General features: G+C 63.4%; 23 protein-coding genes and 1 tRNA gene. 9 read left to right on the forward strand and 15 right to left on the reverse strand.

The genetic code is table 11. From position 1 onward, the window contains the following. Window positions 1-15: 15 nt before the first annotated feature. Window positions 16-615 carry an isochorismatase family protein gene (locus tag AC1DEK_RS26315; RefSeq protein ID WP_478128259.1) on the reverse strand — a complete coding sequence of 200 codons (600 nt, stop codon included), beginning with the start codon at window positions 613-615 and terminating at the stop codon, window positions 16-18. A gap of 103 nt (window positions 616-718) precedes the next feature. On the opposite strand from AC1DEK_RS26315, the gene AC1DEK_RS26320 reads away from it, so the two are divergent. After that, on the forward strand, window positions 719-2,356 hold the full coding sequence (locus tag AC1DEK_RS26320) for a 4-hydroxyphenylacetate 3-hydroxylase family protein (protein ID WP_478128260.1): 1,638 nt from the start codon (window positions 719-721) through the stop codon (window positions 2,354-2,356). Further along, window positions 2,353-3,186 (forward strand): alpha/beta hydrolase, encoded by an 834-nt coding sequence (locus AC1DEK_RS26325; protein WP_478128261.1) that lies wholly within the window; start codon window positions 2,353-2,355, stop codon window positions 3,184-3,186. The genes AC1DEK_RS26320 and AC1DEK_RS26325 overlap by 4 nt, the downstream gene beginning before the upstream one ends. A gap of 22 nt (window positions 3,187-3,208) precedes the next feature. Here AC1DEK_RS26325 and AC1DEK_RS26330 read toward each other — a convergent pair whose 3' ends face one another. Beyond that, complete coding sequence (locus AC1DEK_RS26330; RefSeq protein WP_478128262.1) at window positions 3,209-4,336, reverse strand: PQQ-dependent sugar dehydrogenase; 1,128 nt, start codon at window positions 4,334-4,336, stop codon at window positions 3,209-3,211. Window positions 4,337-4,561: 225 nt separating this feature from the next. On the opposite strand from AC1DEK_RS26330, the gene AC1DEK_RS26335 reads away from it, so the two are divergent. Continuing rightward, window positions 4,562-5,131 (forward strand): C40 family peptidase, encoded by a 570-nt coding sequence (locus AC1DEK_RS26335; RefSeq protein ID WP_478128325.1) that lies wholly within the window; start codon window positions 4,562-4,564, stop codon window positions 5,129-5,131. A gap of 76 nt (window positions 5,132-5,207) precedes the next feature. Here AC1DEK_RS26335 and lpdA read toward each other — a convergent pair whose 3' ends face one another. From lpdA to aceE, 4 genes are read right to left on the reverse strand one after another with little or no spacing between them, the layout of a single operon-like run. Beyond that, window positions 5,208-7,052: a dihydrolipoyl dehydrogenase gene (lpdA, locus tag AC1DEK_RS26340; RefSeq protein WP_478128263.1), complete on the reverse strand. Its 1,845-nt coding sequence runs from the start codon at window positions 7,050-7,052 to the stop codon at window positions 5,208-5,210. After that, window positions 7,049-7,639 carry an MFS transporter gene (locus AC1DEK_RS26345; RefSeq protein ID WP_478128264.1) on the reverse strand — a complete coding sequence of 197 codons (591 nt, stop codon included), beginning with the start codon at window positions 7,637-7,639 and terminating at the stop codon, window positions 7,049-7,051. Before AC1DEK_RS26345 ends, lpdA begins: the two co-directional genes overlap by 4 nt. Window positions 7,640-7,673: 34 nt before the next feature. Next, window positions 7,674-9,344, reverse strand: a complete 1,671-nt coding sequence (aceF, locus tag AC1DEK_RS26350) for a dihydrolipoyllysine-residue acetyltransferase (protein ID WP_478128265.1) — start codon at window positions 9,342-9,344, stop codon at window positions 7,674-7,676. Between the two features lie 46 nt (window positions 9,345-9,390). Continuing rightward, window positions 9,391-12,105, reverse strand: a complete 2,715-nt coding sequence (aceE, locus tag AC1DEK_RS26355; protein WP_478128266.1) for a pyruvate dehydrogenase (acetyl-transferring), homodimeric type — start codon at window positions 12,103-12,105, stop codon at window positions 9,391-9,393. Between the two features lie 207 nt (window positions 12,106-12,312). Between aceE and AC1DEK_RS26360 the strand changes: the two genes are divergently transcribed. The 5 genes from AC1DEK_RS26360 to AC1DEK_RS26380 all read left to right on the forward strand — a co-directional run bounded on the left by AC1DEK_RS26360 (window position 12,313) and on the right by AC1DEK_RS26380 (window position 19,273). Continuing rightward, on the forward strand, window positions 12,313-14,856 hold the full coding sequence (locus tag AC1DEK_RS26360; RefSeq protein ID WP_478128267.1) for a PAS domain-containing sensor histidine kinase: 2,544 nt from the start codon (window positions 12,313-12,315) through the stop codon (window positions 14,854-14,856). Then, window positions 14,853-15,482 carry a response regulator transcription factor gene (locus AC1DEK_RS26365; protein WP_478104179.1) on the forward strand — a complete coding sequence of 210 codons (630 nt, stop codon included), beginning with the start codon at window positions 14,853-14,855 and terminating at the stop codon, window positions 15,480-15,482. The genes AC1DEK_RS26360 and AC1DEK_RS26365 overlap by 4 nt, the downstream gene beginning before the upstream one ends. A 76-nt stretch (window positions 15,483-15,558) precedes the next feature. After that, window positions 15,559-16,410, forward strand: coding sequence for a bifunctional methylenetetrahydrofolate dehydrogenase/methenyltetrahydrofolate cyclohydrolase FolD (gene folD / locus AC1DEK_RS26370; RefSeq protein WP_478128268.1), 852 nt, complete (start codon window positions 15,559-15,561; stop codon window positions 16,408-16,410). Window positions 16,411-16,539: 129 nt separating this feature from the next. Further along, entirely contained in the window at window positions 16,540-18,588 is a 2,049-nt protein-coding gene (locus AC1DEK_RS26375) for a M3 family metallopeptidase (protein ID WP_478128269.1), read from the forward strand. 58 nt (window positions 18,589-18,646) lie between these two features. Continuing rightward, window positions 18,647-19,273, forward strand: a complete 627-nt coding sequence (locus AC1DEK_RS26380) for a glutaredoxin family protein (protein ID WP_478128270.1) — start codon at window positions 18,647-18,649, stop codon at window positions 19,271-19,273. 22 nt (window positions 19,274-19,295) lie between these two features. On the opposite strand, the gene rpiA is transcribed toward AC1DEK_RS26380, so the two are convergent. After that, window positions 19,296-19,997: a ribose-5-phosphate isomerase RpiA gene (rpiA, locus tag AC1DEK_RS26385; protein ID WP_478128271.1), complete on the reverse strand. Its 702-nt coding sequence runs from the start codon at window positions 19,995-19,997 to the stop codon at window positions 19,296-19,298. A gap of 45 nt (window positions 19,998-20,042) precedes the next feature. On the opposite strand from rpiA, the gene AC1DEK_RS26390 reads away from it, so the two are divergent. After that, window positions 20,043-21,116 carry a quinone-dependent dihydroorotate dehydrogenase gene (locus AC1DEK_RS26390; RefSeq protein WP_478128272.1) on the forward strand — a complete coding sequence of 358 codons (1,074 nt, stop codon included), beginning with the start codon at window positions 20,043-20,045 and terminating at the stop codon, window positions 21,114-21,116. Between the two features lie 28 nt (window positions 21,117-21,144). On the opposite strand, the gene AC1DEK_RS26395 is transcribed toward AC1DEK_RS26390, so the two are convergent. The 8 genes from AC1DEK_RS26395 to fdx form a co-directional block, all read right to left on the reverse strand. After that, window positions 21,145-21,843, reverse strand: a complete 699-nt coding sequence (locus AC1DEK_RS26395) for a phage holin family protein (RefSeq protein ID WP_478128273.1) — start codon at window positions 21,841-21,843, stop codon at window positions 21,145-21,147. A gap of 75 nt (window positions 21,844-21,918) precedes the next feature. After that, a complete protein-coding gene (locus AC1DEK_RS26400; protein ID WP_478128274.1) occupies window positions 21,919-22,227 on the reverse strand; it encodes a glycine zipper domain-containing protein in 309 nt (102 codons plus the stop codon). A gap of 91 nt (window positions 22,228-22,318) precedes the next feature. Next, window positions 22,319-23,416: an NAD(P)/FAD-dependent oxidoreductase gene (locus AC1DEK_RS26405; protein ID WP_478128275.1), complete on the reverse strand. Its 1,098-nt coding sequence runs from the start codon at window positions 23,414-23,416 to the stop codon at window positions 22,319-22,321. A gap of 29 nt (window positions 23,417-23,445) precedes the next feature. Next, window positions 23,446-23,592, reverse strand: a complete 147-nt coding sequence (locus AC1DEK_RS26410; protein WP_478128276.1) for a hypothetical protein — start codon at window positions 23,590-23,592, stop codon at window positions 23,446-23,448. A gap of 81 nt (window positions 23,593-23,673) precedes the next feature. Then, the gene (locus AC1DEK_RS26415; protein WP_478128277.1) at window positions 23,674-23,859 is read right to left on the reverse strand and encodes a hypothetical protein; all 186 of its coding nucleotides are present in this window, start codon (window positions 23,857-23,859) and stop codon (window positions 23,674-23,676) included. An 88-nt stretch (window positions 23,860-23,947) separates the two neighbouring features. Then, window positions 23,948-24,022 (reverse strand) — tRNA-Val (locus tag AC1DEK_RS26420). Window positions 24,023-24,089: 67 nt separating this feature from the next. Next, window positions 24,090-24,809 (reverse strand): DNA polymerase III subunit epsilon, encoded by a 720-nt coding sequence (gene dnaQ, locus AC1DEK_RS26425; protein WP_478128278.1) that lies wholly within the window; start codon window positions 24,807-24,809, stop codon window positions 24,090-24,092. Continuing rightward, on the reverse strand, window positions 24,809-25,147 hold the full coding sequence (gene fdx / locus AC1DEK_RS26430; RefSeq protein WP_478128279.1) for an ISC system 2Fe-2S type ferredoxin: 339 nt from the start codon (window positions 25,145-25,147) through the stop codon (window positions 24,809-24,811). Before fdx ends, dnaQ begins: the two co-directional genes overlap by 1 nt. Window positions 25,148-25,154: the final 7 nt, after the last annotated feature.

Genomic DNA, 25,154 nt, shown 5'->3' on the forward strand with positions numbered 1-25,154 from the left:
TGCCTCAGGGTTCCCCTAGCGGATCAGCGCCTGGAGGTCCTTGAAGCGCGGATGTTCCGCAGTGCGCAGCCATTCGAAGCCGACCATCTCCGTCGTGACGAGTTCGGCGCCCGCACCGGCGAGGCGGTCGAAGGCGGCGTCGCGATTGCGCTCGGTGCGCGAACTGCAAGCGTCGGTCACGACCCAGACGTCGAATTCGTCTTCCAGCAGATCGAGCGCCGTCTGGAGCAGGCACACATGCGCTTCGCAGCCGGCGATCACGATCGTGTTGCGTTCTTCGGGGACAGCCTGCTTCTGCAGGTGCTTGGGAAGGCTTCGCGCGTTGCCTTGCGGCGCCTTGGCGGGCGCCCGCAGCCACTCGACGAGCCCTTCTTCGGCGCCGCTGAAATGCATCTTGGCGAGCGTGCGCTGGCACAGGGCGCGGATGTCCGGCAGGTTTTCGCCGAGTTTGGAAGGGTTCTGTTCGGTGCCCCAGACGGGCACGTCCACCAGTTGGGCGAGCTTGCCGAGGCGGACTGCATTCTTCGCGACGGCGTCCGCTTCGAGGATCGCGCGCATCAGGCGCGCCTGGTAGTCGACCAGGACCAGTTGGGATTGCGATGCGTCGAGCAACATGGAAAGCGTCTTTAAAAAAATAGCGGGGCTAGAACGTACCACCGAAAAGATCGGGTTGATGCTAAAAACACCGGCGCGCAAGCACCCAGACAAGGATGAGACGATGAACGCTCCGCTTTCGGCCGTCGCGCTGATGTCCGGCCAGGACTATCGCGAATCTCTCCGCCGCTACCGCCCCACTGTCTTCGTCGATGGTCGCCGGGTCGAGAGCGTGGCGGATGAGCAGGCTTTCCAGCCAGGCATCAATGCGATTGCACTGACTTACGACTACGCGCTCAAGGAACAATACGCGCCGCTCATGACCGCGGTGCAGCACACCAGCGGCAAGCGGGTCAACCGGCTCTCGCACATCGACACCAGTTCGGGCGACCTGCTCAACAAGCTGGAGGCCGTCAGGCTCGTGTGCCAGGAAACCGGATGCGCGCAGCGCTACCTGACGCACGATGCGCTCAACGCCATTGCGCAGGTATCGGCTCGCATCGACGACGCGCGCGGCACGACCGAGCACATGGCGCGATTCACCGAATATCTCCATCGCATCCAGGATCAGGACCTGACGCTCGGCGTGGCGATGACCGACGCCAAAGGCGACCGCAGCAAGCGCCCCCACGAACAGGCCAATGCCGACAGCTACGTGCACGTGGTGGAGCGCAACGCGGTTCGCGACGGCGTGCGCGGCATCGTCATCTCCGGCACGAAGGCGATCGTCACTGGCGCGCCTTATGTGCATGAGTTGCTCGTCATGCCGTGCCGCAACATGGGCAAGGAAGACGCTGACTTCGCGGTCTGCTGCGCCGTGCCGCTCGACGCGCCCGGCCTGACCATCGTCGCGCGGCCCGCAGGCAGGCCTGGCGAGAAGCTCGAGCACGGCGATGCCCTCTTCAGCCGCAAGTTTGGGCAAAGCACCGGCGTCTGCATGTTCGACCGCGTGTTCGTCCCATGGGACAGCGTCTTCTACGCCGGCGAGTGGGAGCACAGCAGCCATCTCACCTACAGCTATGCCACGCACCATCGCCACAGTTGCATCGGCGCGCGCGCAGGCTTCGGCGATCTGCTGATCGGCGCGGGAGCGCTGATGTGCGAGGCGAATGGCTTCGATCCCGGCCGCGAGACGCACTTGCGCGAGCAGATGGTGGAACTCATCACCATCACCGAAAGCTTCTTTGCCTGCGGCGTCGCTGCGAGCGTGTATGGCAAGGCCGACGCGCATTGCGAGGTCTTCATGCCGGACCCGGTCTTCAGCAACATCGGCAAGCTGCTGCTGGCAACCAAGATCTACGACATGCACCGCATTGCGCACTATGTGAGCGGCGGGCTGATCGTCGCCCTGCCCGGCCCCGACGAGGATCACAACCCCGAAACCGCCGCGCGGCTGTCCGAAGTGCTGCGTGCAAATCCTGACATTCCATACGAACAGCGCATCGAAACCGCCCGTTTCATCGAAGACCTGACCGCCGGCTACCAGGGTGGCTGGTACAGCACCATCAGCCTGCACGGCGGCGGCTCCCCGGCGGCGATGAAGCAGGAGATCTACCGCAACTATCCGGTCGGATCGAAGGTGGAACTGGTCGAACGCATCCTGGAGCGCGGCGTTGCGGCGGACGGCTTGGCCGCGGCGGCGCCGCACGAGCCGCAGCGCGCCATTACGCGCAATCGCCAGCCTGGTCGATGCTGCGACACCGGGTGCACGACACCCGGGCAACCGGTGATGGTGGACCTGCCTGCTCCCCGCTCCGAATGACGCGCCCCCGGCCCCTTGCCTTTTTGCGCTGGATCATCACCAGTTGCATCGCGCTGGCGCTCGCCGGATGCGGTTTGTTCTGGCAATCGCCCGAAGCGCCGGTGAAGACCGTGCTCGACAAGAGTTCATGCACGCCCGATGCCCGCACACTTCTGGTGATGCTGCCGGGCGCTTTTTCCACGCCCGACGAGTTCGTGCGCGAAGGCTTTGTCGCGGCAGTCCAGGAGCGCAAGCTCGCGGTCGACATCATGCGTGTAGACGCCAATGTCGCCTACTACCGCTACGACATGAGCATCCTCGATCACCTGCGAGACGATGTGTTTTCGCCTGCCCGCGCGCAAGGCTACACGTCCATCTGGGTGGTCGGCATTTCTGTCGGAGGCTTCGGCGGCCTGGCTTACGCGGCCGCGCATCCAGGTGACATCACGGGCATCGTCGCGCTCGCGCCGTATCTGGGTGAGCGCACCACCAGCATCGACATCGCGAATGCAGGCGGCCTCTCGCGATGGCAGCCGCCGACGGAGATGCTTCCGGGCGACAAGGGTGAGCAGCGGCTTTGGCGCTGGCTGCAGCGCTACGGCGGCAGTCGCAAGAACATGGAGCCATCCGCGACGTCCGCGACATCCGGGCTATCCGGCACAACAGAGTTGCCGAAGCTCTACCTGGGCTTCGGCGTCGACGACCGCTTTGCCTTCAGCGACCGGTTGTTGGCGGCCATGCTCCCCGACGACCATGTCTTCCTGACGCCGGGCGGGCACGATTGGCCCGAATGGCGGCGCCTCTGGCACGACATCCTGCCGAAGCTCGACTTACCCGTCTGTCTTCCGTGAGTCCGGCTCCGCGCACGTCGATTCAGTTCGGCAGCAGCCGCATCAGCTTGCCATTCGACTCGTCAGTGAGGATGTAGAGCCATCCGTCGGGCCCCTGCTTCACGTCGCGTATGCGCGCGCGGCCTTCTTCGAGCAGCTTGTGCTCGGCGGCCACCTTGCCGTTCTTGAGTTCGATCCGGTCGAGGTAGCCGAACTTGAGCGACCCCACGAACAGATTGCCCTTCCATTCGGGACCATAGCGATCGCTCGTCAGAAAGGCCATGCCCGACGGCGCAATCGACGGAACCCAGTAATGGAGCGGCTGCTCCATGCCTTCCTTGTGCGTGATGCCCTCGCCAATCTTGCCGCCCCCGTAGTTCTCGCCGTAGGTGATGACCGGCCACCCATAGTTGCGCCCCGGCAGCGGGATGTTGATCTCGTCGCCGCCTTGCGGGCCGTGCTCGTGCATCCATAGCGTGCCGTCCGGCGCCAGCGTCGCGCCCTGGCCATTGCGATGCCCGTAGCTCCAGATTTCAGGCAAGGCGCCCGGCTTGCCGACAAAAGGGTTGTCCTTTGGCACCGAGCCGTCCTTGCCGATGCGGACGATCTTGCCCAGGTGGTTGTCGAGCTTTTGCGCCTCTTCCTTGCGGCTGAAGCGCTCCCCCAGCGTGAGAAAGAGATTGCCGTCCTTCGCCTCGACGATGCGGCAGCCGAAGTGGTTGCGGCTTGCCACCTTCGGCCGCTGGCTGAAGATGATCTTCAGGTTGTCCAGCCGGCTGCCATCCGCGGACAGTTCGGCGCGCGCGAGCGCGGTGCTGTTCGCGCTTCCGGCACCCTCAGGCTCCGAAAAGCAGAAATAGACCGTGCGGTTCCCGTCGAAGCCCGAGTCCGCCAGAACGTCGAGCAACCCGCCCTGGCCGCCGGTCGCGATCGGCGGAAGACCTGCAACCGGGACGCCGAGCTTGCCGTCCGCGCCGACGACGCGAAGCCGCCCCGGCCGCTCCGTGACAAGAAAGCGCCCGCCCGGCAGAAACGTGACGCCCCAAGGGTTCTCGAGACCGGAAGCAATAACCTCCGACCGGGGCGCTGCGGCGGCCAGGCCGCCAGCAATGAATGTAAGAAAAATCGCGTAACAGACGCGTGCGCAAATCCTTGTCAATGGGGAATTCATGGCACTCCTTCGAAGACGTGATCTCTGCAAACGTTTGGCCATTCAGCCTGCATTTGAAAACCTTTCGCATTACATTTGTTAAAGCCCTTATTCAAAATAATCGAAACCTTTACATTTTCTGATGTGAGAGGAAGAAGAAAATCGTTAAACGACAAGGAGTTACAGGCACAATCCCGAACCTGCCTGAAATTGACACTGCGGTGTGTCGTCCATATCCTACGCGCCATGCGATTTATCCTCCTCACCGCCAGCCTCTTGATTGCCTTCGCCGCTCATGCCGCGCCGCAACTTGAACGGGTTGACGAAAATTCGGATCCGCAGCTCTTCGACAAAACAGTCGATAAGACATTTCTCGGCCAATTCCATCAGGTCCGCCAGACCGTTGTCGATCGCACTTCCGACCTCGTGGTGACGGCCATCGGATTCCTGGGCGTTCCCTACCGGCGAGGCGGCAACACGGCCGAAACCGGTTTTGACTGCAGCGGCTTCGTCCGCGCGATGTACACCCAGACCGTAGGCCATCTGCTTCCCCGCCGTGCCGAAGAGCAAGCTGCCGCCACCCAGAAAATCGACCGTAGCGAACTGAAGCCGGGCGATCTCGTGTTCTTCAAGACCATGCGCCGCGCCTTCAGCCACGTCGGCATCTATGTCGGCGAAGGCAAGTTCATCCATTCCCCCAAGCCTGGCGCCCAGGTTCGCGTGGAAGACATGAGCGGAAGTTATTGGCAACGCCGCTTCAGCGGCGCCCGTCGCGTTCTCGCAGCCCAGGACGACACCAAGACCTCCGGCGACTGATCACCACCGGCCGGTCGCCACCCGACCGCCAAAAAAAATCCCGCTGCTCGCGGGATTTTTTTATGGCCGTCGTGCGCTAGCGTTTCACCGGCGGCAAATCCGTGCAACTGCCGTGCGCAGCCTCCGCCGCAAGCCCGATGCTTTCGCCCAGCGTCGGGTGCGGGTGGATCGTCTTGCCGATGTCGATCGCATCCGCGCCCATTTCGATGGCCAGCGCAATCTCCCCGATCATGTCGCCAGCGTGGGTTCCGACGATGCCGCCGCCGACGATGCGATGCGATTCCGCTTCAAAGAGCAGCTTCGTGAAGCCCTCGTCGCGCCCGTTGGCGATGGCGCGGCCCGAGGCCGTCCACGGGAACAGCCCCTTCTGGATCTTCACGCCTTCCGCCTTCGCCTGGTCCTCCGTCAACCCGACCCACGCCACTTCCGGATCGGTGTAGGCCACGCTCGGGATCACGCGCGCGTTGAACGCAGCGCTGGAAAGCTCGTGATCGCCCTTTTGCTCGCCCGCGATGACCTCGGCGGCAACATGCGCCTCATGCACCGCCTTGTGCTCCAGCATCGGCTGGCCGACGATGTCGCCGACCGCGAAGATGTGCGGTACGTTGGTACGCATCTGCACATCGACCGGGATGAAGCCGCGATCGCTCACAGCGACGCCCGCCTTTTCGGCGCCGATCTTCTTGCCGTTGGGGCTTCGGCCCACGGCCTGAAGCACCAGGTCATAGAGCTGCGGTTCCTTGGGCGCCTGCTCGCCTTCGAAAGTGACCCGGATTCCCTCCTTCGTTGCCTCGGCGCCCACGGTCTTCGTCTTCAGCATGATGTTGTCGAAGCGCGGGGCATTCAGCTTTTGCCAGACCTTGACCAGGTCGCGGTCCGCACCTTGCATCAAGCCATCGAGCATCTCGACGACGTCGAGCCGGGCGCCCAAGGTGGAATACACCGAGCCCATTTCGAGGCCGATGATGCCGCCGCCGAGAATGAGCATCCGCTTGGGTTCGACGCCGAGTTCGAGCGCGCCGGTCGAATCGACGACGCGCGGATCTTTCGGCATAAAGGGCAAATGCACCGCCTGCGAACCCGCGGCGATGACGCAGTGGCGGAACTTGACCGTCTGCGACTTGCCCGTTGCGTCCTTGCCGTCGCCGGTGGTTTCCTGCACCTTGACGTGGTACGGGTCGACGAATTCGCCGATGCCGCGCACTGTCGTCACCTTGCGCATCTTCGCCATCGCGGCGAGACCACCGGTGAGCCTGCCGACCACCTTGTTCTTGCGGCCGAGCAGCTTGCTCCGGTCAATCTTGGGATCGCCGTAGCTCACGCCCAGGTCGGCGAAATGCTTGACCTCGTCGATCACCGCGGCGACGTGGAGCAGCGCCTTCGATGGAATGCAGCCCACGTTGAGGCAAACGCCGCCCAGCGTCGCGTAGCGCTCCACCAGCACGACTTTGAGCCCGAGGTCCGCGGCGCGGAATGCGGCGGAGTAGCCGCCGGGACCGGCGCCGAGAACGAGCAGGTCGCATTCGACGTCCACTGAGCCCGAGTAGGTCGACGCCACTGCAGGCGCCTTCGCCGGCGCGGTGGGGCCGGGGGCGGGCTGTTGGGGTGCGGATGCTGCGGCTGGTGTGGCGGATGCCCCGGGCGCGGGCGCGGGCGCAGGCGCCGGAGCGGCAGCTGCGCCATCGGCAGCGTCCATCGTCAGCACCACCGACCCTTCGCTGACCTTGTCTCCCACCTTCACGGCCAGCGCCTTGACCACGCCGGCGTGCGACGAAGGAATCTCCATCGAGGCCTTGTCCGATTCGACGGTGATCAGCGACTGCTCGGCCTTGATCGTGTCGCCCGGCTTCACCAGGACTTCGATCACGGCGACTTCCGCGAAATCGCCGATGTCCGGCACTTTGACTTGTACTTCGCTCATTTGGACACCTTCAGTTTGAGTGTGAGAACGTCGACCGGTCCGGCCGAGTTGCGGTCGAATTCACAGGCCGCAGCCACGCCGGCCTCGGCAACATCGCGCGCGGAACGCGCCTTGTCATAGGCGGCGTGCATAGCGCCCAATGCGAAGCTGCGGCCGGAGCCGATGCTCCAGAACTGCTTGAACTCGAAGACTTCGCGGTAGCTGTAGATGCCGTAGATGCCGCTTGCATTGGCCAGCAGCATGGTGAACTGGCTCGATTCGTAGGGCTCATGCTCGTCTTCCTTCGTCTGCAGGAAGAACGCGTCCTTCAGCACCGGATGCAAAAGCGTGAAGGTGCGAAAGATCTCGTCCTTGCTGCCAAACCGAAGCGCCTCCACCGGCTGCGCCGCCAATGCGTGCTGCAGCACCAGGAAATGCGCTGCGGCGCCGGCCAGCGCAAAGATACTCTGGCCGCCGGCATCGTTGACCATGAACAGCTTGCGGTTCTCTTCGGCGCGGTACGACAGGCGCGTATCGCCGAAGGTCACGAGCGCATCGGCAGCCATCACGACCTGACCGCCCTTGCGGACGGCCACGACCGTGGTCATAGAGGCTCACGCCGCGCCGCCCCGACGAAGCCGCTCATAGCAGCACCCGGCGGAAGTCGGCAAGCACCTGGCCCAGGTAGGCGTTGAACCGGGCAGCCAGGGCGCCATCGATCACGCGATGGTCGTAAGACAGCGACAGCGGCAAGGTCAGGCGCGGCACGAACTGCTTGCCGTCCCAAACCGGCTTCATCGAACTCTTGGAAAGACCGAGGATTGCCACTTCAGGCGCATTGATGATCGGCGTGAAGTTCGTCCCGCCGATGCCGCCGAGCGAGCTGATGGAGAAACACCCGCCTTGCATGTCGGCGGAGCCCAGCTTGCCGTCGCGCGCCTTCTTGGCAAGCTCGCCCATTTCCTGGCTGATCTGGAGAACGCCCTTCTTGTCCGCGTCCTTGAGCACCGGCACCACGAGCCCGTTCGGCGTGTCTGCCGCGAAGCCGATGTGGAAGTACTGCTTGTAGACGAGCTGGTCGCCATCCAGACTGGTGTTGAATTCGGGAAACTTCTTGAGCGCCGAGACCACGGCCTTGATCACGAAAGCGAGCATCGTCACCTTGACGCCCGACTTCTCGTTTTCCTTGTTGGTGGAAACGCGGAAGGCTTCGAGTTCGGTAATGTCGGCTTCGTCGTTGTTGGTGACGTGCGGAATCATCACCCAGTTGCGATGCAGGTTGGCACCGCTGATCTTCTTGATGCGCGACAGATCCTTGCGCTCGACCGTGCCGAACTTCGTGAAGTCGACCTTCGGCCAGGGCAGCAGGCCCAGTGCTTCGCCACCGCCCGCTGCGGGCGCCTTCGCGCCTGCGGCCTTGGTGCTGGCGGCGCCGCTCATCACGGCCTTGGTGAAGTTCTGGACGTCTTCCTGCGTGATGCGCCCTTTGGGGCCACTGCCTTTGACCTCTTCGAGCGGCACGCCGAGTTCGCGCGCGAACTTGCGCACCGAAGGAGAAGCGTGCGGAAGCTTGCCACTGGGCGCGACCGTCGGATCGTGAGCGGCAGGGGCGGCCGTTGGAGCCGTCGCCGGGACGCTGGCGGACGAAGGCGCAGCAGCGGCCTGGGCCTGAGCGGGAGCCGGCGACGGTGCCGCAGCAGCGGATGCAGGTGCGGCTCCGCCAGCTGCGGAGCCCTCGATCACTGCGATCAGGTCGCCGATATTGACCTTGTCGCCGACCTTGACCTTGAGTTCCTTGAGGACGCCGGCCGCCGACGACGGAATCTCCATCGATGCCTTGTCGGACTCGACGGTGATGAGCGACTGCTCTTCCTTGATGGTGTCACCGGGCTTTGCCAGCACTTCGATCACCGCGACATCCTTGAAATCGCCGATGTCGGGAACCTTGACTTCGATGGGGCCTGAAGCGCCGGCCGCTGCCGGTGATGGTGATGGTGATGGTGCAGCCGGCGCCGCAGCAGTGGACGCTGCAGCCGCAGGCGCCGCGGCGGGAGCGGGTGCATCGCCTGCCGCGCCAGTGCTTTCAAGCACCAGCACGACCGACCCTTCCTTGACCTTGCTGCCGACTTCGACCTTGAGTTCCTTCACGACGCCGGCCTGGCTCGACGGAATTTCCATTGATGCCTTGTCCGACTCCACGGTGATCAGCGATTGCTCGGCTTTCACCGTGTCGCCGGCCTTCACCAGCACCTCGATCACTGCGACTTCATCGAAATCGCCGATGTCCGGCACCTTGACTTCCACTGTAGCCATATAAGTGTCTCCCGCCCTGGGGCGCAGTAGGTTGTTCGTTGATGTTTTATGCGTAGAGCGGGTTGATCTTGTCGGCGTTGATTCCGTACTTCTTGATCGCGTCTGCCACCTTCTGAGCTGGAACGGCACCATCTTCGGCCAGCGCCTTCAGCGCCGCAACCGCGATGAAGTGGCGATTCACCTCGAAGTGCTCGCGGAGCTTGGCGCGGAAGTCGCTGCGGCCGAAGCCGTCGGTGCCGAGCACCTTGTAGTTGCGGCCCTTCGGAATGAAGGGACGGATCTGCTCGGCATACGCCTTCATGTAGTCGGTGGACGCGACCACCGGTCCGGTGCTCGCAGAAAGCTGCTGCTCGACGAACGGAACGCGTGCCTTCTCTGTCGGATGCAGCAGGTTCCAGCGCTCCACTTCCTGGCCATCGCGCGTGAGTTCGTTGAAGCTCGGGCAACTCCAGACGGAGGCACTCACGCCCCAGTCCTTTTCCAGCAGTTCTTGCGCGGCGATGCTTTCGCGCAGGATGGTGCCGCTGCCCAGCAGTTGCACCGTCGGCGACTTGGCCTTGAGCGACGGCCCCTGCTTGCACAGGTACATGCCCTTGATGATCTGCTCTTCGGTGCCGGGCTGAAGGCCGGGCATGGGGTAGTTCTCGTTCAGCAGCGTGATGTAGTAGTAGACGTTGTCCTGCTTCTCGACCATGCGCTTGAGACCGTGATGCAGGATCACGCCGACCTCGTGCCCGAAGGTCGGGTCGTAGCTCACGCAGTTCGGGATGGTGTTTGCCAGGATGTGGCTGTGGCCGTCCTCGTGCTGCAGGCCTTCGCCGTTCAGCGTGGTGCGTCCGGACGTTCCGCCCAGCAGGAATCCGCGAGCCTGCATGTCGCCAGCCGCCCAGGCCAGGTCGCCGATCCGCTGGAAGCCGAACATCGAGTAATACACATAGAACGGCACCATGATGCGGTTGTTCGTGCTGTATGACGTGGCCGCTGCGATCCAGCTCGACATGCCGCCCGCTTCGTTGATGCCTTCCTGCAGGATCTGGCCGGCCTTGTCTTCGCGGTAGTACATGACCTGGTCCTTGTCGACCGGCGTGTACTGCTGCCCCGCGGGGTTGTAGATGCCGATCTGGCGGAACAGGCCTTCCATGCCGAAGGTACGGGCCTCGTCGACCAGGATCGGCACCACGCGCGGACCGAGCGCCTGGTCGCGCAGCAGTTGCGTCAGGAAGCGAACGTAGGCTTGCGTCGTCGAGATCTCGCGGCCTTCGGCGGTCGGTTCGAGCACGGCCTTGAAGGTTTCGAGCGCCGGCACCGTGAAGCTCTCGTCAGCCTTGACCCGGCGATGCGGCAGGTAGCCGCCGAGCGCCTTGCGGCGTTCGTGCAGGTACTTCATTTCGGGCGTGTCGTCGGCGGGCTTGTAGAACGGGAGATCGGCGATCTGGCTGTCCGGGATCGGGATGTTGAAGCGGTCGCGGAAGGCCTTGATGTCTTCATCGCCGAGCTTCTTCGTCTGGTGGACGGTGTTCTTGCCCTCGCCGATCTTGCCCATGCCGAAGCCCTTGACGGTCTTGATCAACAGCACCGTCGGCTGGCCCTTGTGCTGGACCGCGGCATGGAAAGCCGCATAGACCTTCTGCGAATCGTGGCCACCGCGGCGCAGGTTCCAGATCTCGTCGTCGCTCATCTTGGAGACCATCTCCAGCGTGCGGGGATCGCGGCCGAAGAAGTGCTTGCGCACGTAGGCGCCGTCGTTGGCCTTGAACGACTGGTAATCGCCGTCGTTCGTTTCCATCATGATCTTGCGCAGGGCGCCGTCCTTGTCCCGCGCCAGCAGCGGATCCCAGCTGCTGCCCCAGATCAGCTTGATCACGTTCCAGCCAGAACCGCGGAATTCGCCTTCAAGTTCCTGGATGATCTTGCCGTTTCCGCGCACCGGACCGTCCAGGCGCTGCAGGTTGCAGTTGATGACGAAGACCAGGTTGTCGAGATTCTCTCGTGCAGCGAGGCTGATCGCGCCGAGGGATTCGACCTCGTCCATTTCGCCGTCGCCGCAGAACACCCAGACCTTGCGGTTTTCGGTATTGGCGATGCCGCGCGCGTGCAGGTATTTGAGGAAGCGGGCCTGGTAGATGGCCATCAAGGGGCCGAGACCCATCGACACCGTGGGGAACTGCCAGAACTCGGGCATCAGCTTCGGGTGCGGGTAGCTCGACAGGCCCTTGCCGTCGACTTCCTGGCGGAAATTGAGGAGTTGCTCTTCCGTCAGACGGCCTTCGAGGTAGGCGCGAGCGTAGATGCCAGGCGAAACGTGGCCCTGGATGTAGAGGCAATCGCCGCCGTGATTTTCGCTCTCGGCGTGCCAGAAGTGATTGAAGCCGGCGCCGAACATCGATGCGAGCGAAGCAAAAGAGCCAATGTGACCGCCCAAGTCCCCGCCCTCGGGTGGGTGGTGGCGATTGGCCTTGACCACCATCGCCATTGCGTTCCAGCGCATGTACGAACGCAACCGCTCTTCGATTTCGAGATTGCCGGGAGAGCGCTCTTCCTGATCAGGCTCGATCGTGTTGACGTAGGCAGTGTTGGCCGAAAACGGTTTGTCGATGCTGCTTTGGCGGGCATGCTCAAGCAATTGTTCGAGCAGGAAATGAGCGCGTTCAGGGCCCTCGCTCTCGATGACCGCCGAAAGAGCGTCCATCCATTCACGCGTTTCCTGCGCATCCGGATCGTTCGCGGCCGAGCCGAACAGGTTCTCGGGATTTGCCGACATGCTTGTCTCCTTTTTAAGGCGGGTTGTGGCTGTAATTTAGTGCCGTAACGGCAGCGCGCGGAAGTTTCTCACAGAATTCTCGCGATTTCAAATCGTGCGTAGTCGTTTCTTGATATGAAATTTTCAGAGATTTCCGCTCGTTCTTTGCTCTCTTTGGCGCCAGGAAAGCGATGCACTGCTTTCGAAGCCTTCACCTAAACTCGATGGATGCCCTTTTCCTCCCCGATCGAGGTCGCGCGAAGCGCCGTGCACGCGTCGCCGCTGTCCTGGTGGCGCCGCTGGTGGCGCCGCCAGACGCCGATGCTGCAGGACGCGGTCGCCATGCTGGCGCCGCTCGCCGCGGTGCTGCTCTTCCTCGCGGCGATCGTTTCCGCCTTCTGGTATTTGCGGGCGGAGGAAATGGAGCGCGTCCAGGAATCGGTCAAGCGCGACGTCGAATACGCGCAGCAGCGGGTGCGCCTGCGCCTGCTGGAGCGGCAAGAGCAACTCATGCGCCTCGCGCGCGACGCGTCGAACCGTGAGATCGATGCCACTGAGTTCACCAGCCGAGCGGAATCACTGGTCAGTCAGTTCCCCGAATTGCAGGCAGTGACATGGATCGACGACCGCCGGCGCGTCAAAGCCAGCTATGCGGCGCCCAGCGTCCATCCGGCGCAGCAGCGTGCAGTCGGTGAAGTGCTCAGGCCGGGCGACACCGAAAGCAACTACGCCCTGGCGCGAGAGCTTCGACAGCCGGTCTTCTCGCTGCCGTTGGCCGGCAGCGATCCTCCGCCGATGCTTCAGCTTCATATTCCGCTCTTCGACCAAGGCTTGTTCGCCGGCATGCTGCTCGGCGAGTTCTCCATCGACGGCTTGCTGCGCTACGGCATGCCGGCCGAAGTCTCGGCGCGCTACGCGGTGTCTTTGCTCGATGCAAAGGGCGGGCTCATCGCGGGCAACACCGTCGCGAGTCCGCACGGCGCCCGCAATCGGCTCCTGCCCTGGACGGTGCGGACCAACGAGTACGAAGTGCCGGTTTCGCCAGTTGGCAATGCGCTGGTGCTTCGCGCCCAGGCCTATCGCACCTCGCAGGGGGTGGTCGGCAATGGCTTGTTCTGGCTGGTGGGCGCACTCAGCGTGCTGACAAGCTGGATGCTGATCGGCACCTGGCGCCATACGCGCCGCCGGCTGCAGGCACAGCAGGCGCTGGTCGCCGAGACCAATTTCCGCCGTGCGATGGAAAACTCGATGCTGACCGGCATGCGCGTGCTCGACCTCGAAGGCCGCATCACCTACGTCAATGCCGCCTTCTGCGCCATGACCGGCTGGAGCGAAAACGAACTCGTCGGCCAGACGCCGCCCTTCCCTTATTGGCTTGAGTCCGATCGGGAAGTCATGAACGAGCGGCTCGAAGAAGAGTTGCATGGCCGCGCCCTGCCGGGGGGTTTCCAGGTGCGCGTCAAGCGCAAGAACGGCAGCGTCTTCAATGCCCGCCTGTATGTCTCGCCGCTGATCGACGCCCGCGGGCACCAGACGGGCTGGATGACTTCGATGACCGACATCACGGAGCCGACGCGCATCCGCGAGCAGTTGTCCGCTTCTTACGAGCGCTTCACGACCGTGCTCGAAGCGCTTGACGCATCAGTCTCCGTGGCGCCGCTGGGCAGCGAGGAACTCGTGTTCGCGAACAAGCTGTACCGCCTCTGGTTCGGCTCCAACACCGTCGGGCACCTGGGCATGGTCGCGCAGGCTGGTGTTCCGGCTTCGCATACGCGGGATGAAGAACTCGATGACGTCGACGCTTTCGCCGGTCTGCCGATCGACCAGCTGACCACGGCCCAGCCAGCCAACAACGAGATTTTCGTTCCCGAGCTTGGCAAGTGGCTGGAAGTGCGGTCTCGCTATTTGACTTGGGTCGACGGGCGCTTGGCCCAGCTCGTCATCGCCACCGACATCACCCCGCGGCGCGACGCCGAGGACCTGTCGGCCGCCCAAGCCGACCGTGCGCAGGCCGCCAGCCGCTTGATCACCATGGGCGAGATGGCGTCCAGCGTGGCGCACGAGCTGAACCAGCCGCTGACCGCGATCACCAACTATTGCAACGGAATGATGTCCCGCATCAGGGGGCAGCAGATCGATTCGGACGCATTGCTGGCCGCGCTCGACAAGACTTCGAAGCAGGCGCAACGTGCCGGTCAGATCATCCAGCGCATCCGCTCGTTCGTGAAGCGCAGCGAGCCGAACCGCACGCCGGCCGAGGTCGCGACGATGGTGAGCGAAGCTGTCGAACTGGCAGGCATCGAACTGCGACGCCGGAACGTGCGACTCAACCACTATGTCGCGGCGCGCCTGCCGGTACTGCGCGTGGATCCGATCCTGATCGAACAGGTGATGGTCAACCTGCTGAAGAACGCAGCCGAGTCGATCGACCTGGCCAATCGCCCGCTGGCACGGCGCAGCGTCGAATTGCGCGTGCTCCCGAAAATCATCGATGGCCAGAACGCCGTCGAGTTCTCGGTGCAGGACACGGGCATGGGCCTCGCGCCTGAAGTGATGGACCGGCTGTACGAAGCTTTCTTCTCCACCAAGCCCGAAGGCATGGGCATCGGCCTGAATCTTTGCCGGACGATCGTCGAGTCCCACCGCGGCCGGATGCAGGCGGAGAACATCTACAATGGTTCGGATGTCGTCGGATGCCGTTTCTCCTTCTGGATACCGGTATTAGACGCTATCGATTCAATAGCAAGCAACGAGGCGAAAGTACCTGCATGAGTTTGATTCCCAAGAAGGGCACGGTCTATGTCGTCGATGACGACGAGGCGGTTCGTGATTCGTTGCAATGGCTGCTCGAAGGCAAGGACTACCGGGTCCGCTGCTTCGACTCCGCCGAGTCCTTCCTCTCCCGATATGACCCCCGCGAAGTCGCCTGCCTGATCGTCGACATCCGCATGGGCGGCATGTCGGGCATGGAGCTTCAGGACCGTCTGATCGAGCGCCGGTCGCCGCTGCCGATCGTTGTCATCACCGGCCATGGCGACGTGCCAATGGCAGTCGACAGCATGAAGAAGGGCGCCATGGATTTCATCCAGAAGCCCTTCAACGACGAAGCGCTCGTGGCGCTGGTCGAACGCATGCTCGAACACGCGCGCGGTGCGTTTGCGCAGCATCAGCAATCCGCCAGCCGCGACGCGCTGTTGTCCAAGCTCACCGGCCGCGAGGCCCAGGTGCTCGAGCGCATCGTTGCCGGACGCCTCAACAAGCAGATCGCCGACGACCTGGGCATCAGCATCAAGACGGTCGAGGCACACCGCGCCAACATCATGGAAAAGCTCAACGCAAACACAGTGGCCGATCTACTGAAGATCGCCCTGGGACAGGCGGCTCCGGCGAAAGCCTAATTGCTGGCCTGCACTGCAGCCCATCTTGCATCCACGCCTGCGCAAGCGGGCGTTTTTACTTGGAAGACAGAAAACCATGACAGCCCAATTGATCGATGGCAACGCCCTGGCCCGGAAGATTCGCGGCGACGTCACCGGGCGCATTGCCGCACTCAAGGCGCGCGGCGTCGAGCCGACGCTGGCCATCGTGCTGGTCGGTGAAGACCCGGCAAGCCAGGTCTACGTCAAGCACAAGGTCAACGACAGCACCGAGACCGGACTCACGGCCAACCTCGAGCGCTACGCGGCCAGCATGACCGAGGCCGAGCTGCTCTCGCGCATCCACGCCCTCAACGAAGATCCCAAGGTACACGGCATCCTGGTGCAGCTGCCGCTGCCGCCGCACATGGACAGCCATCGTGTCATCGAGGCCATCTCGCCTGCCAAGGACGTGGATGGCTTCCATGTTGCCAGCGCCGGGGCATTGATGGTCGGCCAACCCGGTTTCTGGCCTTGTACGCCGCACGGCTGCATGAAGATGATCGACTCTATCGGCTATGACCTGCGCGGAAAGCATGCAGTCGTCATCGGGCGCAGCAACATCGTGGGCAAGCCGATGGCGATGATGCTGCTCGCCAAGAACGCGACCGTCACGATCTGTCATAGCGCAACCAAGGATCTCGCCGCTTTCACGCGTCATGCGGACGTGGTGGTCGCAGCGGTCGGCAAGCGCAACATCCTGACGGCGGACATGGTCAAGCCCGGCGCGGTGATCATCGACGTGGGGATGAACCGCAAGGAAGACGGAAAGCTCGCCGGCGACGTGGATTTCGACGGTGTCAAGGAAGTCGCCGGCTGGATCACCCCCGTTCCGGGCGGCGTCGGCCCGATGACACGTGCGATGTTGCTCGCCAACACCCTTGAAGCTGCCGAGCGCATGACTACATAAGAACCACCCCGTTGCTTGCTCACTTCGTGTAGCCGCCTCCCCCTCAAGGGGCACCACCGGCGGCCCGGCTGAGCCGGTTCCGCGGTGGTTCCCGAAACTGCTTCGCTGCGCTTGCATTGGAAACGCCCTATGAAAAATCCGCTTCTCGATTTCACTGACCTTCCGCTGTTTGACCGGATTCGGCCTGAGCATGTCTCGCCAGCGGTGGACACTCTGCTGGCGGATGCCGAGGCTGCGCTGCAGACGGTGACGGCGCCGGATTTTCCGGCTGACTGGATGGCTATTTCCAAGGTGCTGGATGTGGCTTCGGAGCGCTTCAGCCGTGCATGGGGGGCTGTCGGGCATCTCAATGCCGTGGCTGATACGCCTGAACTGCGGGCGGCTTACAACGAAGCGATGCCGCGTGTGACGGCGTTCTGGACGCGCCTGGGGTCCGATGAACGGCTGTATGCCAAGTACAAGGCGATCGACGTCGCGACGCTCAATCCGGAGCAGCGCCAAGCGCATCGCAATGCGGTCCGCAACTTTGTTCTCGGCGGCGCCGAACTCCAGGGTGCGGCCAAGACGCGGTTCGCCGAGATCCAGGAACGCCAGGCCGAGCTGAGCCAGAAGTTCAGCGAAAACGCTCTCGATGCCACGGATGCCTTCGCCTGGTATGCGCCTCTGGGCGAACTCGAAGGACTTCCGGAAGACGTCATCAGTGCGGCCCGCGCCGCCGCCGAAGCGGACGGCAAGGAAGGCTACAAGCTGACGTTGAAAATGCCGTCGTACCTGCCGGTCATGCAGTTTGCCAAGAGCAGCGCGCTGCGCGAAAGGCTCTATCGCGCCTACGTCACGCGAGCCAGCGAACTCGGCGATCCGGCCTTTGACAACACCGATCTCATCCGCGAAATCCTCGCGCTGCGCCAGGAAGAAGCCAAGCTCTTGGGCTACCCCAATTTCGGCGAGCTTTCGATCGTGCCCAAGATGGCCGAATCCGCCGGCCAAGTGGTCAAGTTCCTGCGCGACCTCGCCGCCAAGGCCAAGCCTTACGGCGAACGCGATCTGGCCGATCTGCGTGCCTTCGCGGCCGACCAGCTCGGCATGGTCGACCCGCAGCCTTGGGACTGGAGCTACATCGGCGAGAAGCTCAAGGAAGCGCGCTATGCCTTCAGCGAGCAGGAGGTCAAGCAGTACTTCACCGCGCCGAAGGTCATGGGCGGGCTGTTCAAGATCGTGGAGACGCTGTTCGAGGTGTCGATCAAGCGCGACGTCGCGCCTGTGTGGCATCCGAGCGTCGAGTTCTATCGCATTGAGCGCGATGGCAAGAAGGTCGGACAGTTCTATCTCGATCCTTCCGCCCGTTCGGCCAAGCGCGGAGGCGCGTGGATGGACGACGTCCGGGCGCGTTGGCTGCGTCCGGACACCGGAACGCTGCAGACGCCCGTCGCGCAGCTGGTCTGCAATTTCGCCGATGGCGTGGATGGCAAGCCGCCGCTGCTGACGCATGATGACGTGACGACGCTCTTTCACGAATTCGGCCATGGCCTGCACCACATGCTCACGCAGATCAACGAGCGCGATGTCTCCGGCATCAGCGGCGTGGAGTGGGACGCTGTCGAACTGCCGAGCCAGTTCATGGAGAACTTCTGCTGGGAGTGGGACGTGCTTGCCCACATGACGTCGCACGTCGACACCGGCGAGCCGCTGCCCCGCGCGCTCTTCGAGAAGATGACCGCAGCCAAGAACTTCCAGAGCGGCCTGCAGACCCTGCGGCAGATCGAGTTCTCGTTGTTCGACATGCTGCTGCATACCGAGTACGACGCAACAGCGGCCAAACCGGGCGACGTCCTGGCACTGCTCGGCAAGGTGCGCGAAGAGGTCGCGGTGATGCCTTCGCCGCCCTTCAGCCGCACGCCCAACACCTTCAGCCACATCTTCTCGGGCGGCTACGCGGCAGGCTACTACAGCTACAAGTGGGCCGAAGTGCTGAGCGCCGACGCGTACGCCGCTTTCGAGGAGACGGCAGGCGCCAACGGCGAGCCCAGCATCGAGACCGGACGCAAATACCGCCAGGCGATCCTCGAAGCAGGCGGCAGCAGGAGCGCCATGGACTCGTTCAAGGCCTTCAGGGGCCGCGAGCCTCAGATCGACGCCCTCTTGCGCCATCAGGGAATGGCCGAAACGCAGGCGGCGTGACGGTCAGAGGGCGGCAGAGCCTGAGATACTCGGCGTCATTCGATACCGGGGAATCTCGATGAAACGCAAAACCGCCCTGACCGGCTTGGCCCTGACGCTGCTCGCCAGCGCAGCGCTCGCGCAGGCCGTCTATCGCAATGTCGATAAGAACGGCAAGGTCACGTTTTCGGACCAGCCAACTTCAGCCAGCGCCCAGCCTGCCGAGCCACGCACGGGTGTGTCGACGGTCGCCGCCAATTCAGGTTTGCCTTATGAACTGCGTCAGGTGGTGCAGCGCTATCCCGTCACGCTTTACACCGGGGACGATTGCGCTCCTTGCGGAGCAGGTCGCTCGCTGCTGATCACGCGCGGTATTCCATTCGATGAGAAGACGGTCAAGAGCAATGACGACGTTCAAGCGCTGCAACGGCTGAGCGGACAAAACGGGTTGCCCTTGCTGACGATCGGGACGCAGCAGCTCAAGGGGTTCTCCGACGCGGAGTGGTCGCAGTATCTCGATGCTGCGGGCTATCCGAAGAGTTCGCAACTGCCCACGGGTTTTCGCAATCCGCCGGCCCAGCCGCTCGTTGCTCTGAAGGCCGCTGCACCCGCCGCGCCTGCCGCTGCGCCGGTGCAGGCCCCTCCTCCTCCGCCGGCCGCAAGCAACGAGCCAACGCCGAGCAATCCTGCCGGCATCAAGTTCTGACGCTTGAAGATTGAAGATGCGCTCAGCCGAAGCGCATCGTCCTGACACCAGAAGAAGTGCCCAGCAAACAGACGCTGGCGCGCTGATGCGCGAAGACGCCAACGGTGACGACGCCGGGCCATTGATTCACTTCAGTCTCGAAGCCCAGTGGATCGGTGATCCGCAGACCCGTCACGTCGACAATGTGTTGGCCGTTGTCGGTGACGAGCGCCGTGCCGTCCTTTTCGCGGACCTGCGCCAGTCCGCCCAGTCGCGCGAACTGGCGAATGATCCGCTGCGCAGACATCGGGATCACCTCGACCGGCAACGGAAATGCTCCAAGCGTATTGACCAGCTTGGACGAATCCGCAATGCATACGAACCGCCGGGATTGCGCGGCAACGATTTTTTCGCGGGTCAGCGCGGCGCCGCCGCCCTTGATCATGTAGCCGCGGCCGTCGATCTCGTCGGCCCCGTCGATGTAGACCGCCAGCTCTTCGACTTCGTTGCTGTCAAAAACGGGAATGTCCAGCGCGCGCAGGCGCTCGGTCGACGCGACGGAGCTTGAAACCGCTCCGCGGATTTCGCTCTTGATCGTCGCCAACGCATCGATGAATTTGTTGACCGTCGAGCCGGTGCCGACACCGACGATCTCGCCTTTGACGACGTAATCCAGAGCGGCGCGACCGACCTGCGCCTTGAGTTCGTCCTGGGTCAGGGCGGGAGCTGAAGCGGGAGAAGGCATCGGGGAGAATCCTGGGCTGATTGAAGTCAAGTCGAGAATTATCCGATGCCCTTGCTGCTGCCCTCCTCGCTGTATGGACTTGCCCGTCCGTTCCTCTTCGGCTTTGACCCCGAACATGCCCACGAGCTCACACTGGATGCGCTGGCACGAACCCAGAACACACCACTCGCCCGCACCTACGCCGCACCTCGCGTCGAAGACCGAATCACGCTTGCCGGCCTCACCTTTCCGAATCGGGTCGGCCTGGCCGCCGGTCTGGACAAGAACGCACGCTGCATCGATGCTTTCGCGGCGATGGGATTTGGCTTTGTCGAAGTCGGAACCGTCACGCCGAAGGCGCAACCCGGCAACCCGCGGCCACGCATGTTCCGCCTGCCGCAGCGGGATGCACTGATTAATCGGCTCGGCTTCAACAACGAAGGACTGGACGCCTTCGTCGCCAACGTGCAACGCGCGCGCTTTCGCCGAAATGCGTCAAAAGCGCCGATGCTGCTGGGGCTCAACATCGGCAAGAACGCAGCGACGCCGATCGAACGGGCCGTGGACGACTATCTTGTGTGCCTGGACGGTGTGTATCCGCATGCGGACTACGTGACCATCAATATCTCGAGCCCCAACACAGCGAACTTGCGCTCACTCCAGAGTGACGAGGCGCTGGACGCGCTCCTCGGCGCCGTGGCCGACAAACGGGCGGCGCTTGCGGCGAGGCAAGGTCGGCGAGTCCCCCTCTTTGTCAAGATTGCGCCGGACCTCGACGAGAGCCAGGTCAAGGTGATCGCAGCCACGCTGGTCCGGCACGGCATGGACGGCGTCATCGCCACCAACACGACGCTTTCGCGAGATGCAGTGGCAGGCTTGCCGCACGCCGAAGAGGCCGGCGGCCTTTCGGGCGCGCCGGTCAGGGAAACAAGCAATCGAGTGATCGGCCAGTTGCGGGCCGCCTTGGGAAGCAGGTTTCCGATCATCGGCGTGGGCGGCATCCTGAGCGCAGCCGACGCCAAAGCAAAGATTGCGGCCGGCGCCGATGTGGTCCAGATTTACACGGGTTTGATCTACCGCGGACCGGCGCTGGTGCATCGGGCCGCCCAGGCCTTGCGCGACGAACGCGGCAGGGCCTGAGGGTCTGTCTGGGAATGCGCCGTCGCCCTCAGCGCATCCGCCAAAGAACCGGCACGAGCACGCTGGCCCAGCGCACCAGGCGGCGCGGTCCCAATGCAGCCACCACCGCCGCCGCGGCCACGCCAGCAGCTACAGGGTGTTCGCGCGCGAGGCGCATTGCCGCAGCGCTTGTCGTCTCGTTAGGCACTGGCGCTTCCCCGGCTCCCGTCGCTGCAGCCTGGAGCGTTGCGATACGCATCCGCTGCTTTTCGATTCGCGCAAGCAGCTCCGGACGACTCACCGGGCGCCGCTCACGCGGGGTCATGCTGTCACTGTCCGGGCTACCGCGGCCCAGGCTGTGTCGAAGCCACTGGCGATCGCGCTCCAGCTCTTGCAACACCGGCTCGAAGGCGGTCGAAGGTTTGCCACTCATCGACACAAGCGCGATCACTGACACGAGCCACAGCACCAGCCAGACCGCCGCCACCGACCAGGCGGCGGCAGTGCGATTCGGTGAATCCCAGAAATGGACGACGATCGCCACGGACAGCAGCGCAATCGCAATGGTCGTCAACCCGACCACCGCGATCACCAAGCCCAGCATCGATCGCAAACGCTTCTTTTCGTCTTCCCAGGCGAAACGCAGCAAGTCCAGGCGGTCTTCAGCAGCCAGGGCGCCTTCGCCCGCCAGGATGCGCACGCGCCGCCATTGGGACCTGATCCCAAAAAGCGATGACAACCACTTCACGTGTGCCCTCCGCGAGCCTCACCGCCGATGGGAGCCGCGGAAGCGGTTGGCTGTTGCGCGCTCAGGCGGGCGTGCTCAGCGGCGGCCAAGCAGCAGGCCCACCAGCACCCCCACCGCCAACGCAGCGCCGGCGATTTGCCAGGGCTCATCGTGGGCGTAGGCGTTGGCCGAGTTGGCTGCCTCACGGGCTTTCTTGCTCGCGATACGGCTCTTTTCGGCAGCCAGTTCGCGCGCGATAGCCAGCTTGCTGTCGATGCGCTGGCGAAGCGCCTTGATATGGGGAACGGAGTCGAGATCCTTGCTGGCGAGCACACCGCGAACGTCGCTCGCGATGTCTTCAGCAACGGCGTTGGCTGCCGCTTCGAGATTATTGGATGCAGTCATTTAAAGTTGTCCTCCTCAGTCACGCCGGCACCGCGCCGGCAACACACGCCGACAAACGACGCTCCGCGTCATAGTACATGCCCAAGTGCATCTACGACAGAATTCCCACGACATGATCGGCAATTGCGAGGCTGCTGGTCAACCCCGGCGATTCGATCCCGAAGAGGTTGACCAAGCCCGGCACTCCGTGCAGCGCCGGGCCTGCGATCATGAAGTCCGCAGCAGCATCTCCGGGCCCGGAGATCTTGGGGCGAATGCCGGCATATCCGGGAATCAGCGCGCCGTCCGGCAAGGCGGGCCAGTATTTGCGCACCTCGGCATAGAAGCCCTCTCCCCGCGCGGGATCGACCACCAGATCCTCGGGCGAGTCCACCCACTGAACGTCAGGACCGAACTTGGCCTGTCCGCCCAGATCGAGTGTGAGATGCACGCCCAGGCCCGCAGCCTCGGGAACGGGGTAGATCAACCGGCTGAACGGCGCCCGCCCAGCCAGCGTGAAGTAGTTGCCTTTTGCGAAATAAGCCTTGGGTACGGAAGTCGCCGGCAGGCCTTGGAATTGCCGGGCAAGCAGCGGCGCGACGAGACCGGCGGAGTTCACGACGCTCTTGCATCGCAAAAGCGTCCCGTCGATGGACTTCAATACGATGGCGTCACCCAGGCATTCGGCACTGAGGATGCCCGATTTCAGTGCAACGACCCCACCGGCCTGCTCGAGGTCGCCTTGCAGGCTCAGCATCAGGGCATGGCTGTCCACGATCCCGGTGCTGGGGGAATGCAGCGCCGCCAGGCACCGGAGCTGAGGCTCCATGGCGCGCGCCTCCTCGCCTGAGAGCAGAACCATGTCGTCTACGCCGTTGGCCGCGGCCTTGGCCTTGATCTCGGCGAGCTGCGCAACCTGCGGCTCGGCAGTGGCCACGATGAGCTTGCCGCAGCGTCGGTGCGGCAAGCCGCGTTCGATGGCGTAGTCGTAGAGCAACTGCTTGCCCTGCACGCACAGTCGTGCCTTCAGTGAGCCCTTGGGGTAATAGATGCCCGCGTGAATGACTTCACTGTTGCGAGAACTGGTGCCGGTCCCGATCGCGCCTTCCGCCTCCAGCACGATCACCTCTCTGCCCGCCAGCGCAAGCGCGCGAGCCGCCGCCAAGCCAACCACCCCGGCGCCGATGACGGCGCAATCGAATTCGTCCATGACGCAAGCTTAGCTGGCTTGCGGGCGGATCACTTCACTAGCGCCGGTTGTGGGGCGAGCGACTTGGACAGATTGCCTGGCGGCGTCGCGGGGCCCTCGTCGGGCTCGACGGGTAGCTCGGGGACATCCGGCGGGTCGGGGCTGATGGGCGGCGGAAGATCAGGGCTGGTGGCCATGGCGGTTCTCCTTCAGTTCGACTTCTACGGGAGCTCGGCGGAGGATGCAAGGGGTAAGAGACGTGGCCCGAACCAGCGGACTCAGCGCAATTTTTCGTCCCCGCGAATCTCCTGCGCCAGTTTCGCCGTCACATCCGTGCACGCCCAATTTGCTGCAAGGCTGAAGTTCGTTTTGAACTCGTCGAACTCGGCATTGCCTTCGCCGACTGCTCGTATGCGCGTGATTTCTTTGCCATCGTCAGCAGGGCCGCCGAAGGCGAGCCTCAAGCGCAACTTCGGAAGCCGCGAGCGCAACGTGACGCACAGCGCTGATCTGAAGGACCAGCGCTGGGGACAAAGAGAGAGGGGGGGAATTTGGTGGGCGGTGGAGGCTTCGAACCTCCGACCCCAGCAGTGTGAATGCTGTGCTCTACCCCTGAGCTAACCGCCCGTGGCGCAGATATTGAATACCTGCGCCGTTTGGATTTTTCGCGCCGTGTATGGCACGAAGCCTTCGATTATGCCACAGCAAAATCAGCAATTTGTCGAAAAAGAGTGCGTCCGTTGCTCGCCTTATCGAGTTGCGCCAGCACTTCGTCGTGCGCGGCAAGTTCGTGTTCGGTCGCGACCAAAACCGGCAACTCGTAGGTGCTCAGTTCCACGACAACGATGGCGCCCAGCACCGGTTCGTTCGGCACCACGTCGATCAGCAGCGCATCCTGTCCGCGCGTGAGATTGATGTAGACGTCGGCCAGCAGTTGGGCATCGAGCTTGGCGCCGTGGAAGGTGCGGTTCGAACGGTCCACCCCGAATCGGTCGCATAGCGCATCCAGCGAATTGCGCTTGCCGGGGTACACCATCTTGGCCATGGCCAGCGTGTCGGTCACCTCGCCAACGAAGCTTTGCAAGCGAGGCAGGCCGGCAAGCTCGAATTCCTTGTTGAGAAACCCGACGTCGAAAGCTGCGTTGTGAATGATCAGTTCCGCACCACGCAGATACTCCACGATGTCATTGGCCAGCGTGACGAACTTGGGTTTGTCGCGCAGAAAGTCGGACGTCAAGCCGTGGACCTTGAGGGCGTCCTCATGGCTTTCCCGCTCAGGATTGAAGTAGATGTGCAGATCGTTGCCCGTGAGCTTTCGGTTGAACAGCTCGACGCACCCGAGTTCGATGATGCGATCGCCGTTTTCAGCCGAAAGGCCCGTGGTTTCGGTATCGAGAACGATCTGCCTTGTCATCAGTGGTTTTCTTTCGCGTGATTGATCGAGTACTTCGGGATTTCGACGGTCAGGTCTGATTGTGCAAGGATTGCCTGGCAGCTCAGGCGCGACTGGGGCTCGAGGCCCCAAGCGCGATCCAGCAGGTCTTCTTCTTCTTCCTCGGCATCGTTCAGTGACTCCAGCCCTTTGCGGACCACCACGTGGCAGGTCGTGCACGCGCAGCTCATCTCGCAGGCATGCTCGATGTTGATGTCGTGCTCGAGCAGAGCCTCGCAGATCGAGGTACCCGCCGTGGCGGTGATCTCGGCGCCCTCGGGACAGTATTCGGGGTGGGGAAGGATCTTGATCGTGGGCATTGCTTGT

Source organism: Variovorax sp. 10N420 (assembly GCF_056394705.1).

Bases quoted from the DNA above. Each gene is read 5' to 3' on its own strand.
- AC1DEK_RS26315 (WP_478128259.1), bottom strand. From the start codon at position 615: ATGTTGCTCGACGCATCGCAATCCCAACTGGTCCTGGTCGACTACCAG.
- AC1DEK_RS26320 (WP_478128260.1), top strand. From the start codon at position 719: ATGAACGCTCCGCTTTCGGCCGTCGCGCTGATGTCCGGCCAGGACTAT.
- AC1DEK_RS26325 (WP_478128261.1), top strand. From the start codon at position 2,353: ATGACGCGCCCCCGGCCCCTTGCCTTTTTGCGCTGGATCATCACCAGT.
- AC1DEK_RS26330 (WP_478128262.1), bottom strand. From the start codon at position 4,336: ATGAATTCCCCATTGACAAGGATTTGCGCACGCGTCTGTTACGCGATT.
- AC1DEK_RS26335 (WP_478128325.1), top strand. From the start codon at position 4,562: ATGCGATTTATCCTCCTCACCGCCAGCCTCTTGATTGCCTTCGCCGCT.
- lpdA (WP_478128263.1), bottom strand. From the start codon at position 7,052: ATGAGCGAAGTACAAGTCAAAGTGCCGGACATCGGCGATTTCGCGGAA.
- AC1DEK_RS26345 (WP_478128264.1), bottom strand. From the start codon at position 7,639: ATGACCACGGTCGTGGCCGTCCGCAAGGGCGGTCAGGTCGTGATGGCT.
- aceF (WP_478128265.1), bottom strand. From the start codon at position 9,344: ATGGCTACAGTGGAAGTCAAGGTGCCGGACATCGGCGATTTCGATGAA.
- aceE (WP_478128266.1), bottom strand. From the start codon at position 12,105: ATGTCGGCAAATCCCGAGAACCTGTTCGGCTCGGCCGCGAACGATCCG.
- AC1DEK_RS26360 (WP_478128267.1), top strand. From the start codon at position 12,313: ATGCCCTTTTCCTCCCCGATCGAGGTCGCGCGAAGCGCCGTGCACGCG.
- AC1DEK_RS26365 (WP_478104179.1), top strand. From the start codon at position 14,853: ATGAGTTTGATTCCCAAGAAGGGCACGGTCTATGTCGTCGATGACGAC.
- folD (WP_478128268.1), top strand. From the start codon at position 15,559: ATGACAGCCCAATTGATCGATGGCAACGCCCTGGCCCGGAAGATTCGC.
- AC1DEK_RS26375 (WP_478128269.1), top strand. From the start codon at position 16,540: ATGAAAAATCCGCTTCTCGATTTCACTGACCTTCCGCTGTTTGACCGG.
- AC1DEK_RS26380 (WP_478128270.1), top strand. From the start codon at position 18,647: ATGAAACGCAAAACCGCCCTGACCGGCTTGGCCCTGACGCTGCTCGCC.
- rpiA (WP_478128271.1), bottom strand. From the start codon at position 19,997: ATGCCTTCTCCCGCTTCAGCTCCCGCCCTGACCCAGGACGAACTCAAG.
- AC1DEK_RS26390 (WP_478128272.1), top strand. From the start codon at position 20,043: ATGCCCTTGCTGCTGCCCTCCTCGCTGTATGGACTTGCCCGTCCGTTC.
- AC1DEK_RS26400 (WP_478128274.1), bottom strand. From the start codon at position 22,227: ATGACTGCATCCAATAATCTCGAAGCGGCAGCCAACGCCGTTGCTGAA.
- AC1DEK_RS26405 (WP_478128275.1), bottom strand. From the start codon at position 23,416: ATGGACGAATTCGATTGCGCCGTCATCGGCGCCGGGGTGGTTGGCTTG.
- AC1DEK_RS26410 (WP_478128276.1), bottom strand. From the start codon at position 23,592: ATGGCCACCAGCCCTGATCTTCCGCCGCCCATCAGCCCCGACCCGCCG.
- dnaQ (WP_478128278.1), bottom strand. From the start codon at position 24,809: ATGACAAGGCAGATCGTTCTCGATACCGAAACCACGGGCCTTTCGGCT.
- fdx (WP_478128279.1), bottom strand. From the start codon at position 25,147: ATGCCCACGATCAAGATCCTTCCCCACCCCGAATACTGTCCCGAGGGC.